Source organism: Sphingosinicella ginsenosidimutans (assembly GCF_007995055.1).
Taxonomy (GTDB): domain Bacteria; phylum Pseudomonadota; class Alphaproteobacteria; order Sphingomonadales; family Sphingomonadaceae; genus Allosphingosinicella; species Allosphingosinicella ginsenosidimutans.
On sequence record NZ_VOQQ01000001.1, the window covers coordinates 2,224,165 to 2,241,367 of the forward strand.

The following is a 17,203-nucleotide window of genomic DNA, read 5'->3' on the forward strand; positions in this document are numbered from 1 at the left end:
GATTTCAATGACTGACAAGACCCTGCCTTCGAGTGAGATGAAGGATGGCCCGGCGCGGGCCGCCGCGCGGGCAATGCTGCGCGCCACCGGCCTCGACGATGCGGCGATGGCGCGGCCGATGGTGGCGATCGTCAACACCTGGTCGAACGTCACGCCCTGCAACATCCACCTGAAGGGCCTTGCCGAACATGCGCGGCGGGGCATTCTCGCGGCCGGCGCGACGCCGGTCGATTTCAACACGATCGTCGTCACCGATGGAATCGCGATGGGGACCGGCGGAATGCGCGCCTCCCTGATGAGCCGCGAGACGATCGCCGATTCCGCGGAGCTCGCGGTGCGTGGCCATTCGCTGGACGCGGCCTTGTTCATCGTCGGCTGCGACAAGACGATCCCGGCCGCGGCGATGGCGGCGGCGCGGCTCGATGTGCCGAGCGTCATCCTCTACGGCGGCTCGATCATGCAGGGGCGGCTGGGCGAGAGGAAACTCACCATCCAGGACGTGTTCGAGGCGATCGGCGCGCATGGCGCCGGCCGGATCGACGATGCGGGCCTGCGCGAGGTGGAGGCCGCGGCCTGCCCCGGCGCCGGCGCCTGCGGCGGGCAGTTCACCGCCAACACGATGGCGCTGGCGATGACCTTTCTCGGCCTGTCGCCGGCCGGGCTCAACGACATTCCCGCGACCCATCCGGACAAACCGAAGGCGGCGGAGGAGGCGGGGCGCGTCCTTGTCGAGGCGCTGAAGGCCGGGCGCAACGCGCGGCAGTTCATCACCCCGACCAGCCTGCGTAACGCGGCCATCGCGGGGACGGCGACGGCGGGTTCGACCAACCTCGTGCTCCATCTCCTCGCCATCGCGCGCGAGGCGGGGATCGCCGAGGCGGATTTCAACATCGACCTGTTCGACGAGGTCAGCCGAGCGACCCCGGTGATCGCCGACCTCAAACCCGCCGGCCGTTTCATGGCGCCTGACATGAGCGAGGCGGGCGGATCGGCGCTGCTCGGCCGCCGGCTCGCCGAGGCGGGGCTGATCGCGGACGCGCCGACCGTCACCGGACGGAGCCTGTTCGAGACCTTCGCCGATGCTGCCGAAACGCCGGGGCAGGAGGTGATCCTGACGGTCGACAAGCCGCTCAAGCCGCGCGGCGGCTATGGCGTGCTCTACGGCAATCTCGCGCCCGAAGGCTGCGTGGTGAAGCTCGCCGGCCAGTCGCGGCTGCGCTTCGAAGGGCCGGCCAAGGTCTATGACGGCGAGGAGGCCTGCTTCGCCGCAGTGAGCGCCGGCGAGATCGAGGATGGCGACATCGTCGTGATCCGCGGCGAAGGCCCGGTCGGCGGGCCGGGGATGCGGGAGATGCTCGGCGTGACGGCGGCGATCCAGGGCAGGGGGCTCGGCGACAGCGTCGCGCTGGTGACGGACGGGCGTTTTTCGGGCGCGACCCACGGCTTCATGGTAGGCCATGTCGCACCGGAAGCGGCGCGCGGCGGCCCGATCGCGCGGCTGCGCACCGGCGATCGCATCGTCATCGACGTCGAGGCGCGCACGATCGGCACCGACGCCGATCTCGATTCTCGCGCGCCGGCGGCGCCGGTCGATCGCGGCGAAGTGACTGGCGCTTACGCGAAATATGCGCGCCTCGTCGGTTCGGCTTCGCAGGGCGCGGTGACGAGCGGCGCATGAAACCTGTTGTTAACCATCCGGTGAGAGAAAGGGATCTGTCGTGCAGGCGCCCCGTGGGGTGAAATTTTTGCGCGTGGCTTTTTGCGCTTGCCTTCGCGACTCGCGCCCGTATTTTGCAATGCAACGAATTTCGATGGAGCCTGTGTGACGCTGACCGCGATCAGCTTCGAGACCCACAAGGTGGCCCTTCCGGCCGCCGCGCTCCTTATTACCCTTATCGTACTTATCAGCTTCCTTGTGGGAGCGGTGCCCGGCTGACGGTCCTGAACGAGACAGGACCCAAGGATACGAGGCCCCCGCTCCCCACCGGAGCGGGGGTTTTCTTTTGCGCGAAGGAGAACCCCAAGATGGAACGAATCTACACCAACGACGATGCCAGCCCGGCCGCCCTCAAGGACGGCACGATCGCGATCGTCGGCTATGGCAGCCAGGGGCGCGCCCACGCCCGCAACCTTCGCGACAGCGGCTTCGACGTGATCGTCGGCGCGCGGCCGGACGGCAAGGCGGCGAAGCGCGCGGCGGCCGACGGCTTTCGTGTCTTCGCCCCCGCCGAGGCGGCGCGCGCGGCGAAGCTCGTCGCGCTGCTGACCCCGGACATGAGCCATCGCGCCGTCTATGAAGAGGCGATCGCGCCCAATCTGGCGTCGCGCGCCACCTTGCTCGTCGCCCACGGCTTTTCGATCCAGTACAAGGAGATCGCGCCGCGCGACGATATCGACATCGTGCTCGTCGCGCCCAAGGGGCCGGGCGATCTCGTTCGCCGGGAATATGAGATCGGGCGCGGAGTCCCGTGCCTGTTCGCGGTCCATCAGGATGCGAGCGGCGCGGCGCGGGCGCGGGCCCTGGCCTATACCCAGGGCATTGGCGGGACCACCGCCGGCGCGATCGAAACCAGCTTCGCGGAGGAGACCGAGACCGACCTGTTCGGCGAGCAGGCCGTCCTGTGCGGCGGCGCGACCGAGCTGGTCACGGCGGGCTACGAGACGCTGGTCGATGCCGGCTACCAGCCCGCCGTCGCCTATTTCGAATGCCTGCACGAGCTGAAGCTGATCGTCGACCTGCTCTATGAGGGCGGGATCGCGAAGATGCACGAGTTCATCTCGGAGACCGCCAAATATGGCGACCTCGTTTCCGGTCCGCGCGTCGTGAATGACGAGACGCGGGCGCGGATGCGCGAGATCCTGGGCGACATCCAGTCCGGCGCCTTCGCCCGCGACTGGATCGAGGAGAACCGCGCCGGCAAGCCGCGCTATCGCGACATGCTCGACGCCGATCTCGCCCAGCCGATCGAGCAGGTCGGCGCGCGCCTGCGCGCGCACATGGCCTGGCTCCAGTCCCAACCCGCTTCGAAGGCAGCGTAGCCCATGTTTCCCGCCAGCGTCCCGAAGTCCCCCGAAGCACCGGCCAGCCCGGCGGCGGAGCCAGTCTCCGGCGCCCGGCTGGTCGTGGAGGCGCTGGAGCGGGAGGGCGTGCGCCATGTCTTCGGCTATCCCGGCGGCGCGATCATGCCGGTGTATGACGCGCTGCCGGGATCAGGCCTGAACCACATCCTTGTCCGCCACGAGCAGGCCGCGGCGCTCGCCGCCGACGCTTACGGCCGCGTCACCGGCCGGCCGGGCGTGTGCATCGCCACATCCGGCCCGGGCGCGACGAACCTCGTCACGGGCATTGCCAATGCCTTCATGGACAGCGTCCCGATGGTGGCGATCACGGGCCAGGTCGCGAGCCCGCTGATGGGGACCGACGCGTTCCAGGAAGTCGACATTTTCGGGATCACCCTGCCGATCGTGAAGCACAGCTATGTGATCCGATCGGTCGAGGAGATACCGGCCGTCTTCGCCGAGGCGTTCATGCTGGCGCGTTCGGGGCGGCCCGGCCCGGTGCTGATCGATCTGCCCAAGGACATGGGGCAGAAATCCGGCGCGCCGTCGCCCGCCGCGCCGGCCGCGGCGCCGCTCCGGCTGGCGCCCGATCCGGACGCGATCGCCCGCGCCAACGCGCTGATCGCGGCGGCGAAGCGGCCGATCCTCTATTTCGGCGGCGGCGTCTGCATCGCCCGCGCGGAGGCGGCGCTGAGGAGCTTTGCGGCGCGCACCGGGATCCCATCGGTCGCCACGCTGAAGGGCCTTGGCGCGCTGCCCACCGACGCGCCGGGCTTCCTCGGCATGATCGGGATGCACGGCACCCGCGCCGCCAACAATGCGGTGGACGCCTGCGATCTCCTGATCTGCGTCGGCGCCCGCTTCGACGATCGCGCGACCGGCAAGCTCGACACGTTCGCGCCGCGCGCGAAGGTGATCCACATCGACGGCGATCCGGCCGAGATCGGCAAGCTGCGGCGGCCGGAGGTCGGCATCGCGGGCGATCTCGCGCAAAGTCTCGACGGGCTGGTCGCCGTGCCGGACGCCGCCGACTGGCGCGGCGAGTGCGCGGCCAATGCGGCCCGCTGGGCGCCGACCTACGATGCGCCGGGGAGCGGCATCTACGCGCCCGCGATGCTGAAGGCCTTGAGCGAGGCGGCGCCCGACAATCTGATCGTCACCTGCGACGTCGGCCAGCACCAGATGTGGGTGGCGCAGCATTGCCGCTTCACCCGCCCGAACGCGCACCTGACCAGCGCCGGGCTCGGCACGATGGGCTATGGGATCCCGGCCGGGATCGGCGCGCTGCTCGCCGACCCCGAGGCCACGGTGCTGACCGTCACCGGCGACGGCTCGATCATGATGAACATCCACGAGCTGGCGACGATCCGGCGCTACCGCCTGCCGCTCAAGATCCTGCTGCTCGACAACAGCCAGCTCGGCATGGTCCGGCAATGGCAGGAACTGTTCTTCGAGGAGAATTTCTCGGAGGTCGACCTGTCCGACAATCCCGATTTCGCCGAGATCGCGCGCGCCTTCGGCATCGAGGCCTTCACGATCGACCGGCGCGACGAGGTGCCGGGCGCGATCCGCCGCCTGCTCGAAACGCCGGGCGCGATCTTCTGCCATGCGCGGATCGACCCGCGCGAGAATGTCTGGCCGCTGGTGCCACCCAACAAATCCAACACCGAGATGATGGAGAAATCCCGATGAGGAACGCCCCCGATCACGCGCGGATGTTCATCGAATTCGCGGCCGCGGAAGGCGCGATGGTGCGGATGCTCGGCCTGGTCGAGCGGCGCGGGTTCATCGTCCACCGCGCCGCCATGGCGGAGCAGCCCTGCGGCCGTCGCGCGACGCTCGCGCTTACGGTCGAGCCGCGCGACGAGAGCCGCTCGATCGATCGCCTCGCACTTCAGCTCGGCCGCCTCCACGGCGTCGGCCGCGTCGACCACGAAACCGCATTGATCCGGGAGCAAGCCGCATGAACCGCGTACGCATTTTCGACACGACCCTGCGCGACGGCGAGCAGGCGCCGGGCTTTTCGATGACCGAAGAGGGCAAGCGCAAGATGGCGCGCACGCTCGCCGCGCTCAACGTCGACGTGATCGAGGCCGGCTTCGCCGCCGCCTCGCCGGGCGACGCGCGCGCGATCCATGCCATCGCCGGCGAGATCGAGGGGCCGATCATCTGCTCGCTCGCCCGATCGACGCGCGGCGACATCGAGGCGGCGGCCCAGGCGCTGGCACCCGCGACGCGCAAGCGCATCCATATCTTCCTTGGCACGAGCCCGCTGCACCGCGAGTTCAAGCTGAAGTTGGACAAGGGGCAGGTGATCGACGCGATCCGCGACTCCGTCGCCTTCGCGCGCGGCTTCACCGACGATGTGGAATTCTCGGCCGAGGACGCCATCCGCACCGAGCGCGACTTCCTGGTCGAGGCGCTGTCGGTCGCCGCGGCGGCGGGGGCGACGACGCTCAACGTCCCCGACACGGTGGGCTACACCACGCCGGACGAGATTTACGACCTGTTCCGCCATCTGGGGGACCAGGTCGAGCGCGGGCCGGAGGTGATCTTCTCCGCCCATTGCCATGACGATCTCGGCATGGCGGTCGCCAACAGCCTGGCGGCGGTACGCGGCGGGGCGCGGCAGGTAGAATGCGCCATCAACGGCATTGGTGAACGGGCGGGCAATTGCGCGCTCGAGGATGTCGTGATGGCGCTCAAGACCCGCTCCGATGCTTTCGGCGTCACCACCGACGTCGACACCACCAAGATCATGGCCGCCAGCCGGATGCTCGCCCAGGTCACCAACGTGTCGCCGCCGAGGAACAAGGCGATCGTCGGGGCCAATGCCTTCGCGCACGAGGCCGGCATCCACCAGCATGGCGTGCTGCAGAACCGGGAAACCTACGAGATCATGAAACCAGAGGATATCGGGCTTGCGACGGACGGGATCGTCCTTGGCAAGCATAGCGGGCGCCACGCGCTCGCCAAACGGGCGAACGCGCTCGGCTTCGCGCTCGAAGGGGCGGCGCTCGACCGCGCCTTCGCCGCATTCAAGGAGGTGGCCGACGAGGTCGGGCTGGTCGACGATGCCCGGCTCGCCGCCTTGCTTGCCGCCCAGGACGGGCGCGGCGACGACAAATTGTGGACGCTGTCGCGGGTCGAGATCCGCGCGCCGGCGACGCCGCAGGCGCATCCGGTGGCGCGCGTCGAGCTGGAGCATGGCAATCGCGGCCGGCTGACCGACCTTGCCTCCGCGCCTGGCGCGCTCGACGCCGCCTTCCTCGCGGTCAGCCAGATCATGGGCGTGCCGGCCCGGGTCGACGGGCTCGACATGCAATATGTCGCCGCCGATCCCGAAGACCGGGCGAGCGACGGGCAGGGGGCGAGCGTGCTGGTCGAGATCCGCATCGACGCCGAAGGAGAGGTCTTCTCCGGTCGCGCGCGCGATCGCGACATCCTGCCCTGTTGCGTCGCCGCCTATGTCGACGCCGCCAGCAATGCCGCCGCGGTCCGCCGCGCGCGGGCCCATTCGACCCCCGCGCAGCGCGCGGCCTGAAGGAGACCCCAATGACCCGCATCGTCCTGCTGCCCGGCGACGGCATCGGCCCGGAAGTGACCGAGCAGGCGCGGCTGTGCCTCGCCTATCTGTCCGAACGGCGCGAGCTGAACCTCAGCTTCGAGACCCACGATTTCGGCGGTGCCGCGATCGACCGGCACGGCGAGCCGCTGCCCGAAGCGACGCTCGCCGCGTGCCGCGCGGCCGACGGCATCCTGCTCGGCGCGGTGGGTGGTCCCGACTGGGACGACGCCCCGGCGCGGCCGGAAGCGGGCCTGCTCGGCCTTCGCGCCGCGCTGGGCCTGTTCGCGAACCTGCGCCCGGCGCGGGTCATCGCCGGGCTGGAGCATCTGTCCCCGATCCGTGGCGATCTGGTCCGCGGCGCCGACATATTGATCGTTCGCGAGCTCACCGGAGGCGCCTATTTCGGCACGAAGACGATCGACGCCGAGCGCGCGTCGGACGAGTTCGCCTACACCCGCGAGGAGATCGAGCGCGTCGCCCATGTCGCCTTCGCCGCCGCCCGCCGCCGCGCCAACAGGCTCACCCTGGTCGACAAGGCGAACGTGCTCGCCACGTCGCGGCTGTGGCGGCAGGTCGTCGGCGAGATCGCGCTCGGCTATCCCGAGGTCGCGGTCGAATATGTCTATGTCGATGCCGCCGCGATGGCGCTGATCACCAACCCGCGCCGGTTCGACGTGATCCTGACCGAAAACATGTTCGGCGACATCCTGTCCGACGAGCTGGCGGTGATTCCCGGCTCCATCGGCCTGCTCGCCTCCGCGAGCACGGGGACGGAGCGCGCCGCCCTGTTCGAGCCGATCCACGGTTCGGCGCCCGAGATCGCTGGGATGGACGTCGCCAATCCGGCCGGCGCGATCGCCAGCGCGGCGATGCTGCTCGACCATGTCGGCCAGTCCGAAATGGCATTCCTGCTGCGCGGCGCGCTCGACGATGTGCTGAGCTCCGGAACGCTGACGGCGGACCTGGGCGGCGGCGCGAGCTGCTCCGAATTCGGCGAGGCAGTGCGGACCCGGATCGATGCGCGGCTTTGCAGGGTCGATGCGGTCCGCAGCCTGGTCGGCGTGAACAGGGGCATGACCGCGTGATGCCACGAACGCTGTACGAGAAGATCTGGGAGTCGCATGTCGTCGATCGCCGGCCCGACGGGACCTGCCTTCTCTATATCGATCGGCACCTCGTCCACGAGGTGACCAGCCCGCAGGCGTTCGAAGGGCTGCGCGCGGCGGGGCGCAAGGTGCGGCGGCCGGACCTGACGCTCGCCGTGCCCGATCACAACCTGCCGACGACGGCGCGCGTGGGGCCGGACGGACGGCGGCTGCCGATCACCGATCCGGCGAGCGCCGGCCAGCTCGCCGCGCTGGAGCGCAACGTCGCCGAATTCGGCGTGCCCTATCTCGGCGCGACCGATGCGCGGCAGGGCATCGTCCACGTCGTCGGGCCGGAGCTCGGCTTCACGCTGCCGGGCGCGACCCTCGTCTGCGGGGACAGCCACACGGCGGCCCACGGCGCACTGGGCGCGCTCGCCTTCGGCATCGGCACGAGCGAGGTCGAGCATGTGCTTGCGACCCAGACCCTGCTGCTGCGGCCCTCGAAGACGATGGAGGTGAGGGTCGATGGCGCGCTCGGCTTCGGCGTCAGCCCGAAGGACCTCATCCTCGCCATCGTCGGCCGGATCGGCGCCGCCGGCGGGACCGGCCATGTCATCGAGTATCGCGGCGAGGCGTTCGAGCGGATGAGCATCGAGGGGCGACTGACCGTCGCCAACATGTCGATCGAGGCGGGCGCCCGCTCCGGCCTGATCGCGCCGGACGAGACGACTTTCGCCTACCTGAAAGGCCGGCCGATGGCGCCGGCGGGGGCGGACTGGGAGCGGCTCGCCCGGAAATGGCGGGAGCTGGTCACCGATCCGGGCGCGCGCTTCGATCGAAGCGTCGTCATCGACGCCGGCGAGATCGCCCCCAACGTCACCTGGGGGACGAGCCCGGAGGATGTCGTGCCGATCACCGGCGCCGTGCCCGATCCCGACAGCTTCGCCGATCCCGCCAAGCGGGCGGCGGCGCGCAAGTCGCTCGACTATATGGGCCTCGCGCCCGGCACCGCGATGCGCGATGTCGCGGTGGAGAACATCTTCATCGGATCGTGCACCAACAGCCGGATCGAGGATCTGCGCGCGGCCGCCGCCGTCGTCGGCCGCCGCCGCGTCGCCTCGGGCGTGCGCCAGGCGCTGGTCGTCCCCGGCTCGGGCCTCGTCAAGCGCCAGGCCGAGGCGGAGGGGCTGGACCGCATCTTCATCGAGGCCGGCTTCGAATGGCGTGAGCCGGGCTGCTCCATGTGCCTCGCGATGAACCCGGACAAGGTGCCGCCGGGGGAGCGATGCGCCTCCACCTCCAACCGCAATTTCGTCGGTCGCCAGGGGCCCGGCGCGCGCACCCACCTCATGTCGCCGGCGATGGCGGCGGCGGCGGCGGTGACCGGCCGGCTCGTCGACGTTCGCGACCTGGTGCCGGCATGAGCGGCGTCACGCGGATCGAGGGGCGCGCCTATCCCTTCGGGCGAAGCAATGTCGACACCGACGTCATCATCCCCGCGCATCATCTGAAGACGGTGACTCGGACGGGCCTTGGCAGGCATGCGTTCGAGACGGTTCGCGCGGAGCCGGGAAACGTGTTCGACGATCCGGCCCATGCCGGCGCGCCGATCCTGATCGCGGGCGACAATTTCGGCTGCGGATCGAGCCGCGAACATGCCGCCTGGGCGCTGGCCGACATGGGCGTGAGGGCCGTCATCGCGCCGAGCTTTTCGGACATCTTTTCCGGCAACGCCTTCAAGAACGGCATCGTCGCGGTCGTGCTTCCGCAGGCGGCGATCGACCGGCTGATGGAGATCGCGCGCGACCATCCGCTGTCCGTCGATCTCGAGACGATGAGCGTGACGAGCCCGCTTCAGGACCGGTTCGTCTTCGCGATGGACCCATTCCGGCGCGACTGCCTGATGAAGGGCCTCGACGAAATCGGGCTCACGCTGGAAAGCGAGGCGGCGATCGCGGATTATGAGGCGCGCGCGCCCTTCGCGTTCAGCCCAGCGGCGCCCGAGGAGACGACAGCTTTTCCCGCCGACGCCTGAGGCGGCAAGTTTTGCCTAAGATTGTGCGGTGCAACCTATAAGAAGATGTTTTCTTCCCGGCCCGGTTGTGCGCCGAAAAGCATAATTTTATCTGCGACCTAAGAGGACAACCTCGGCCAAGGGGCGAAGACTCGCAGGACGCCATGAAACGGGAAAAATCTTCCAATTTTGCTGCACTTGCGGCGAGGGCGTAGCATGGCCGTGAAAGCGCCCTCGCTGCCCGCGATCCTCACCGCGAACGCGCTGATCGACGGCGTCGTCCTCTATGCAACGCGCGAGGGATGGACCGAGCGGCTCGGCGAGGCGGAGGTCGCGCGCGATGCCGACGGTCTCGCCCGGCTCGAAGCGGCGCTGCGCGCGGCCGAGGCGGCCGATGGCGTGATCGATCCAGTCCTCGTTCCGGTCGCGCTCGATGCGGCGGGCCGGATCGTTCCCGATCATTATCGCGACCGGATCCGGGCGCTGGGGCCGACCGTGCGCGGCGATCTCGGCCCGCAGGCGGTGGGGGAGCACCGACATGTATCGCTATGACGAATTCGACGCGCGGATCGTGCGCGAGCGGGTCGCCCAGTTCCGGGACCAGGTGGCGCGGCGGCTCGACGGCTCGCTGAGCGAGGAGGAGTTCGTCCAGATCCGTCAGATGAACGGGCTCTACCTTCAGCTCCACGCCTACATGCTGCGCGTCGCCATTCCCTATGGCACGCTCAATTCGCGCCAGACGCGCCAGCTCGCGATGATCGCGGAGCGCTACGACCGCGGCTACGGCCACCTCACGACGCGCCAGAACATCCAGTTCAACTGGCCGCGCCTCGTCGACGTGCCGGACATTCTCGACGACCTCGCCGATGTCGAGATGCACTGCATCCAGACCTCGGGAAACTGCATCCGCAACGTGACCGCCGATCATCTGGCCGGCGCCGCCGCCGACGAGATCGAGGATCCGCGCCCGACGGCCGAGCTGATCCGGCAATGGTCGACCCTCCATCCCGAGTTCAGCTACCTGCCGCGCAAGTTCAAGATCGCCGTCACCGGCGCCACCCATGATCGCGCGGCGCTGGCGATCCACGACATCGGCATCCAGATCCTCTACGACGAGGATCGCGGCGGCTTCGGCTACCGGATCAGCGTCGGCGGCGGGATGGGGCGCACGCCGATGATCGGCAAGGTGATCCGCGATTTCCTCCCGAAGGAGCAATTGCTCTCTTATCTGGAGGCGGTCCTGCGCGCCTATAATCTGGAGGGGCGGCGCGACAACAAGCACAAGGCGCGGATCAAGATCCTCGTCCACGAGCTCGGCCTCCCCGCGTTCAAGGCGCGGGTGGAGGCGATCTTCGCCGGCCTGGACCGCGACCGGATCGAGGTCGACCAGGCCGAGCGGGATCGCATCGCGGCCTATTTCGCACCGCCGCCCTTCGCCGACCTGCCCGAGCGTTCGGAGGTGCTGGAGGCGGCGCGGCGCCGCGATCCGGCGCTGGACCTGTTCGCGCGAACGAACCTGACCGCGCACAAGCGGGCCGGCTACACCGCGCTCACCATTTCGGCCAAGCCGGTCGGCGGCGTCCCGGGCGACGTCACCGCCGATCAGCTGCGCGTGCTCGCCGATCTTGCCGAAACCTATTCGTTCGACGAGCTTCGCATCAGCCATATGCAGAATGCGGTGCTTCCGCATGTCCGGCTGGACGACGTGCCGGCGGTGTGGGCGCGGCTCGTGGAGGCAGGGCTCGCCACCGCCAATGCCGGTCTGATCGGCGACATCATCGCCTGCCCCGGCATGGATTATTGCAAGCTCGCCACCGCCCGCTCGATCCCGATCGCGCAGGCGATTTCGCGGCGCTTCGCCGATCCGGCGCGGGCGCGCGAGATCGGGCCGATCGGCATCAAGATTTCCGGATGCATCAACGCCTGCGGCCATCACCATGTCGGCCAGATCGGCATTCTCGGCCTCGAGCGGCAGGGCGTCGAGAATTACCAGATCACGCTTGGCGGCGACGCCAGCGAACATGCGGCGCTCGGCGAGCGGCTGGGGCCGGGAGTCGACGCGGAGGCGGTGCCGGAGGTGATCGAGCGGATCGTCGCGGTCTATCTGGAAACGCGCGAGGAGGGCGAGACGTTCGCCGATACGGTGCGCCGGATCGGGCTCGATCCGTTCCGGCCGGCGCTCGCCGCGCCGGCCCCGCAGGAGGGCGTCCGTGAGGCTGCTTGATCGCACCGGCTGGATCGCCGACCCGTTCGTCCGCGACGGGGACCGCCCGACGCTCGTTCCGTTCGCACAGGCCGAAAGCGCGATCGCGCAGGGCGACCCGATCGGCATCGAGATCGCCAACACGACCGATGCGGGCGCGCTCGATCCCTGGCTCGGCCGGGTCGATCTGATCGCGATCCTGTTTCCGCAGCATCGCGACGGCCGCGGGTTCAGCCTGGCCCGCCAGCTGCGCGAGCGCGGCTTCGCCGGGCGGCTGCGCGCGACCGGCGCGCTGATCCCGGACCAGTTCGGCTTCGCGCTGGCCTGCGGCTTCGACGAGGTCGAGATCGACGAGACGCGCGCCGGGCGTCAGCCGGTCGAGCAGTGGCTGGCGGCGCTGGCCGCGATCGATCTTGCCTATCAGGACTCGGCTGCGCGCCCGTCCATCTTCGAATTGCGCCGGCGGGCGGCATGAGCCGCCTCGATCCCGCCCGGATCGCCGGCGCGACGCCGGCGGAGCGGCTCGCCTCGCTGCGGGCGGCGACGGAGGGGCGGATCGTCTTCACCACCAGCTTCGGGCTGGAAGACCAGGTGTTGACGCACCTGATCGCGACGGCAGGGCACGACATCGAGATCGCGACGCTCGATACCGGACGCCTCTTTCCCGAAACCTACGAAACCTGGGCGCGGACGGAGGCGCGCTACGGCCTTCGCGTGCGGGCTTTCTATCCGGATCGTGCGGCGCTCGAAGCCTGGGTCGGCGCGCACGGCATCGACGGCTTCTATGAATCGCGCGCGGTGCGCGAGAGCTGCTGCGCGGTCCGCAAGGTCGAGCCGCTCGGCCGCGCGCTCGCGGGTGCCGCGGTCTGGGTGACCGGCCTTCGCGCCGGCCAGTCCGCGGCGCGCGAAGCCGTCCGGCTCGCCGCATGGGATGAGGCGCGCGGTCTCCTCAAGGTCGCACCGTTGTTTGACTGGACCGGCGCGGAAGTCGCCGGCTTTGCCGCGCGCGAAGCCGTGCCGGTGAGCGCGCTTCACGCGAAAGGTTATCCGTCGATCGGCTGCGCGCCCTGCACCCGCGCGGTCGCGCCGGGCGAGGATGAGCGCGCCGGCCGCTGGTGGTGGGAGCAGGGCGCGAAGGAATGCGGCCTTCATGTCGGTGACGATGGCCGGCTGGTGCGGAGGCAGGCGGCATGACGCGGGCGCGCGCCCCCGAGGAGCAGCGGCCGGCGCGGATCGCGCCCTTGCCGAGCCTCCCCGTCTTCCTTCGGCTCGCGGGCCGCAGGGCGGTGGTCGCCGGCGGCACGCAGGGCGCCGTGTGGAAGGCCGAGCTGCTGGCCGCGGCGGGGGCCGAGGTGCTGGTGCTCGCCGGGCACGAAGCCGGCGCGAGGCTGTTCGACGGGATCGGCGCCACCGTGCTTGCGCGCGGCTGGCGCGAGCCCGATCTCACGGGCGCGGCCGTCGCCATCGCCGACCTGCCCGACGAGGAGGCGAGGCGCTTCGCCGCGGCGGCGCGGGCCGCGGGCGCGCCGGTCAACCTGATCGACCAGGCCGGGCTCAGCGATTTCACCGTCGGCACGATCGTCAACCGCGCACCGATCGTCATCGGCATTTCGACCGACGGCGCCGCGCCGATGCTCGGCCAGGCGATCCGGTCGGGGATTGAAAGCCTGTTGCCCCGCGGCCTGTCGCGCTGGGCCGAGGCCGCGCGCCGCTGGCGTCCGGAGCTGAAGGCGGTGCTGCCCGAGTTCGCGGACCGGCGCGCCTTCTGGGCCCGCTTCGTCCGCCGCGCCTGGGCCGATGCGGATCGCGCGCCGACCGAGGCGGATCGCCGCGCCCTGCTGGCCGGCGTCGAGGCCGGGGCGCGGGGCAGGGTCGTCCTTGTGGGCGCCGGCCCGGGCGATCCCGATCTCCTGACGCTGAAGGCGGCCCGCGCGCTTCGCGAGGCGACGGTCATTCTTTACGACGACCTGGTCGGACCCGGCATCCTCGATCTCGCGCGGCGCGAGGCGCGGAGGATCGCGGTCGGCAAGCGCGGCCACCGGCTTTCCTGCCCGCAATCGGAGATCAGCGCGCGGCTCGTGGCGTTCGCCCGCGCCGGCGAGCATGTCGTGCGGCTGAAGGGCGGCGATCCGATGATCTTCGGCCGCGCCGCCGAGGAGATCGACGCCTGCCGCGCCGCCGGGATCGCGGTCGAGATCGTGCCCGGCATCTCCGCGGCGCAGGGCGCGGCGGCGGCGCTCGGCGTGTCGCTGACGGAGCGGGAAACGGCCCGGCGTGTCCAGTTCGTCACCGGCCATGGCGCCGACGGACGGCTGCCCGGGGACGTGGACTGGCGTGCAATCGCCGATCCCGGCGCGACCACCGTCGTCTACATGCCGCGAAGGACCCTGGCGGCGTTCGTCGAGCGCGCGATCGCCGCCGGGCTCGACCCGGCGACCCCCGCCGCCGCCGTCGCGGCCGCGACCCGGCCGGACCAGGCGGAGGTCTGCGGCCCCATCGCCGGCCTGCCGGGCCTGCTCCGGACGCTCGATCCGGCGCTTCCGGTGACGGTGATGATCGGCCACGTCCTCCGCGATGTCGCGGCGGCCGAGGCGCGGAAGGCGGCGTGATGGCGACCGCGGCGGCGCGTGCGCCGATGAGCCACCTCGAGGCGCTCGAGGCCGAGAGCATCCACATCTTCCGCGAGGTCGTCGCCGAGGCGGAGCGGCCCGTGCTGCTCTATTCGATCGGCAAGGATTCGGCGGTCCTGCTGCACCTTGCGCGCAAGGCCTTCCATCCCGCCCCGCCGCCATTCCCGCTGCTCCATGTCGATACGACCTGGAAGTTCCGCGACATGTACGCGCTGCGCGACCGGATGGCGCGCGAGAGCGGGATGGAGCTCATCGTCCACACCAATCCGGAGGCGCTGGCGCTCGGCATCAACCCGTTCGATCACGGCGCCTTGCACACCGACATGTGGAAGACCCAGGGGCTGAAACAGGCGCTCGACCTGCACGGCTTCGACGCGGCCTTCGGCGGCGCGCGGCGCGACGAGGAGAAGAGCCGGGCGAAGGAGCGCGTGCTGAGCTTCCGCTCGGCGAGCCATCGCTGGGATCCGAAGAACCAGCGGCCGGAATTGTGGGATCTCTACAATGTCCGCAAGGGCAGGGGAGAGAGCATCCGCGTCTTCCCGCTGTCCAACTGGACCGAGCTCGACGTGTGGCAATATATCGCGGCCGAGGACATCGCGATCGTCCCGCTCTATCTCGCCGCGCCGCGCCCGACGGTGAGCCGAGACGGTCTCATCCTGATGGTCGACGACGATCGCTTCCGCCTGCATCCGGGCGAGGCGCCGATCGAGCGCTGGGTGCGATTCCGGACGCTCGGCTGCTACCCGCTCACCGGCGCGGTCGAGAGCCGGGCCGACACGCTCGACGAGGTGATCCGCGAGACGATGGCGGCCACCAGCTCCGAACGGCAGGGCCGCGCGATCGACCGCGAGGCCGGCGCGGCCAGCATGGAGAAAAAGAAGCAGGAGGGCTATTTCTGATGGCCACCGCGCTGCGCGTCGCCGCCCCGGCGGCGGACATCCTTCCCGACGGCGCCGACAAGACCCTGCTTCGCTTCATCACTTGCGGCAGCGTCGATGACGGCAAGTCCACCCTGATCGGGCGGCTCCTCTATGACAGCAAGCTGCTGCTCGACGATCAGCTCGCCTCGCTCGAGCGCGACAGCGCGCGACCGGGGGCGGCCGGCGCGGAGCTCGATTTCGCGTCCCTGGTCGACGGGCTCGCGGCCGAGCGCGAGCAGGGCATCACGATCGACGTCGCCTATCGCTTCTTCGCGACCGACACGCGCAAGTTCATCGTCGCCGACACTCCCGGGCACGAGCAATATACGCGAAACATGGCGACCGGCGCATCGACCGCCGATCTCGCGATCATCCTGATCGACGCGCGCAAGGGCGTGCTTCCCCAGACGCGCCGCCACAGCCGCATCGCGCACCTGCTCGGCATCCGCCACCTCGTGCTGGCGGTGAACAAGATGGACCTCGTCGACTATGACGAGGCGGCTTTCGACGCGATCGTCGCGGACTATCGCGACTTCGCCAGCGCGGCGGGGATCGGCGATTTCACGGCCATTCCGCTTTCGGGCCTCGCCGGCGACAATGTGATCCGGTCCAGCATGAACATGCCCTGGTATGCCGGCCCGCCGCTGCTTCGCCACCTGGAGCGGGTCGAGCTCGACGCGGGGAGCGGTGAGGCGGCGGGCTTTCATTTCCCGGTCCAGTGGGTGAACCGGCCCAATCAGGATTTCCGGGGCTATGCCGGCACCGTGGCCGAGGGCGCGGTGCGCGCCGGCGATCCGGTTCGTATCCTTCCCTCCGGCCGGCGCACGCGGGTGGCGCGGATCGTCACGTTCGGTGGCGAGCGCGCCGAAGCGCGCGCGGGGCAGGCGGTGACCCTGGTCCTTGCCGACGAGGTCGATTGCTCGCGCGGCGACATGATCGTCGGCGACGGGGCCGAGGTGGAGACCGTCGACCGGATCGCGGCGACGTTGATCTGGATGGCCAGCGAGCCGCTGGTCCCGGGGCGATCCTATTGGCTCAAGATCGGTCCGCTGACCGTCGCCGCAAGCGTCGCGCGGATCGTCGAGACGGTCGAGATCGAAGGGGCGGCGCGCGGCGACGGGCGCGGCCTTTCGCTCAACGAGATCGCGCGCTGCGAGCTGCTGCTCGATCGCCCGGTCCCGGCCCTGCCTTATGCGCGCTCCCGGCGGCTCGGCGGCTTCATCCTGATCGACCGCGCGACCCACGCGACGCTCGCCGCGGGGATGATCGATGCGCTCGATGCCGGCGCGATGGAGGAAAGCCATCAGGGCAGCGGCCGGATCATCCGGCTGACCGGCGCCAATGCCGCCGAGCGCGACGAGTTCGCCCGCAAGGCGCGGCGCCGGCTGCTGGCGCGGGGTCGGCCCAGCTTCGTGCTTGATCGCGCGGCGCTGGCCGATCTGTCGGAGGAGCCACTCCGCGAGGACGATGCGGCCTTCGCCCGCCGCGCCGCCGAATCGGCTCGCCTCCTCAGCCGCGCCGGGGTGACCGTGCTGCTGTCGCTCGATCTGCCGGCGGAGAGCGCGCCGGGGCCCGAAATAAACCTCTCCGATCCCGGCGCGGATTGGGACTGGATCATCTGAAAATGATGCATGCCGCAAGGAAATTCCGGGCCTCGCGACCGGCCGCGCGGAGGCTTCGTTTCGGCTCACGCATATTGTCAACTCGATTGGTAGAGTAT

The 17,203-nt window shown here is 70.2% G+C and carries 15 protein-coding genes; all 15 read left to right on the plus strand.

Annotated elements, in window-relative coordinates; translation table 11 throughout:
• Positions 1-7 precede the first annotated feature (7 nt).
• The 15 genes from ilvD (at position 8) to cysN (ending at position 17,105) form a co-directional block, all read left to right on the plus strand.
• Positions 8-1,678: a dihydroxy-acid dehydratase gene (gene ilvD / locus FRZ32_RS11065; RefSeq protein ID WP_147043556.1), complete on the plus strand. Its 1,671-nt coding sequence runs from the start codon at positions 8-10 to the stop codon at positions 1,676-1,678.
• A 347-nt stretch (positions 1,679-2,025) separates the two neighbouring features.
• Positions 2,026-3,039 (plus strand): ketol-acid reductoisomerase, encoded by a 1,014-nt coding sequence (ilvC, locus tag FRZ32_RS11070; RefSeq protein ID WP_147043557.1) that lies wholly within the window; start codon positions 2,026-2,028, stop codon positions 3,037-3,039.
• 3 nt (positions 3,040-3,042) lie between these two features.
• Positions 3,043-4,752, plus strand: a complete 1,710-nt coding sequence (gene ilvG, locus FRZ32_RS11075; protein WP_147043558.1) for an acetolactate synthase 2 catalytic subunit — start codon at positions 3,043-3,045, stop codon at positions 4,750-4,752.
• On the plus strand, positions 4,749-5,027 hold the full coding sequence (locus FRZ32_RS11080) for an ACT domain-containing protein (RefSeq protein WP_147043559.1): 279 nt from the start codon (positions 4,749-4,751) through the stop codon (positions 5,025-5,027). The genes ilvG and FRZ32_RS11080 overlap by 4 nt, the downstream gene beginning before the upstream one ends.
• Positions 5,024-6,604 carry a 2-isopropylmalate synthase gene (locus FRZ32_RS11085; protein ID WP_147043560.1) on the plus strand — a complete coding sequence of 527 codons (1,581 nt, stop codon included), beginning with the start codon at positions 5,024-5,026 and terminating at the stop codon, positions 6,602-6,604. Before FRZ32_RS11080 ends, FRZ32_RS11085 begins: the two co-directional genes overlap by 4 nt.
• 11 nt (positions 6,605-6,615) lie before the next feature.
• Positions 6,616-7,713: a 3-isopropylmalate dehydrogenase gene (leuB, locus tag FRZ32_RS11090; protein ID WP_147043561.1), complete on the plus strand. Its 1,098-nt coding sequence runs from the start codon at positions 6,616-6,618 to the stop codon at positions 7,711-7,713.
• Entirely contained in the window at positions 7,713-9,140 is a 1,428-nt protein-coding gene (gene leuC / locus FRZ32_RS11095) for a 3-isopropylmalate dehydratase large subunit (RefSeq protein ID WP_147043562.1), read from the plus strand. The genes leuB and leuC overlap by 1 nt, the downstream gene beginning before the upstream one ends.
• Positions 9,137-9,751, plus strand: a complete 615-nt coding sequence (leuD, locus tag FRZ32_RS11100) for a 3-isopropylmalate dehydratase small subunit (RefSeq protein ID WP_147043563.1) — start codon at positions 9,137-9,139, stop codon at positions 9,749-9,751. The genes leuC and leuD overlap by 4 nt, the downstream gene beginning before the upstream one ends.
• Positions 9,752-9,946: 195 nt before the next feature.
• Complete coding sequence (locus tag FRZ32_RS11105; RefSeq protein ID WP_147043564.1) at positions 9,947-10,282, plus strand: DUF2849 domain-containing protein; 336 nt, start codon at positions 9,947-9,949, stop codon at positions 10,280-10,282.
• Positions 10,269-11,954, plus strand: coding sequence for a nitrite/sulfite reductase (locus FRZ32_RS11110; RefSeq protein WP_147043565.1), 1,686 nt, complete (start codon positions 10,269-10,271; stop codon positions 11,952-11,954). Before FRZ32_RS11105 ends, FRZ32_RS11110 begins: the two co-directional genes overlap by 14 nt.
• The gene (locus tag FRZ32_RS11115) at positions 11,941-12,408 is read left to right on the plus strand and encodes a DUF934 domain-containing protein (RefSeq protein ID WP_147043566.1); all 468 of its coding nucleotides are present in this window, start codon (positions 11,941-11,943) and stop codon (positions 12,406-12,408) included. The genes FRZ32_RS11110 and FRZ32_RS11115 overlap by 14 nt, the downstream gene beginning before the upstream one ends.
• Positions 12,405-13,127, plus strand: coding sequence for a phosphoadenylyl-sulfate reductase (locus FRZ32_RS11120; protein ID WP_147043567.1), 723 nt, complete (start codon positions 12,405-12,407; stop codon positions 13,125-13,127). Before FRZ32_RS11115 ends, FRZ32_RS11120 begins: the two co-directional genes overlap by 4 nt.
• Positions 13,124-14,542 carry a siroheme synthase CysG gene (cysG, locus tag FRZ32_RS11125; protein ID WP_147043568.1) on the plus strand — a complete coding sequence of 473 codons (1,419 nt, stop codon included), beginning with the start codon at positions 13,124-13,126 and terminating at the stop codon, positions 14,540-14,542. The genes FRZ32_RS11120 and cysG overlap by 4 nt, the downstream gene beginning before the upstream one ends.
• The gene (cysD, locus tag FRZ32_RS11130; RefSeq protein WP_192901893.1) at positions 14,542-15,462 is read left to right on the plus strand and encodes a sulfate adenylyltransferase subunit CysD; all 921 of its coding nucleotides are present in this window, start codon (positions 14,542-14,544) and stop codon (positions 15,460-15,462) included. The genes cysG and cysD overlap by 1 nt, the downstream gene beginning before the upstream one ends.
• The gene (gene cysN / locus FRZ32_RS11135; RefSeq protein ID WP_147043569.1) at positions 15,462-17,105 is read left to right on the plus strand and encodes a sulfate adenylyltransferase subunit CysN; all 1,644 of its coding nucleotides are present in this window, start codon (positions 15,462-15,464) and stop codon (positions 17,103-17,105) included. Before cysD ends, cysN begins: the two co-directional genes overlap by 1 nt.
• The last annotated feature ends 98 nt before the right edge of the window (positions 17,106-17,203 follow it).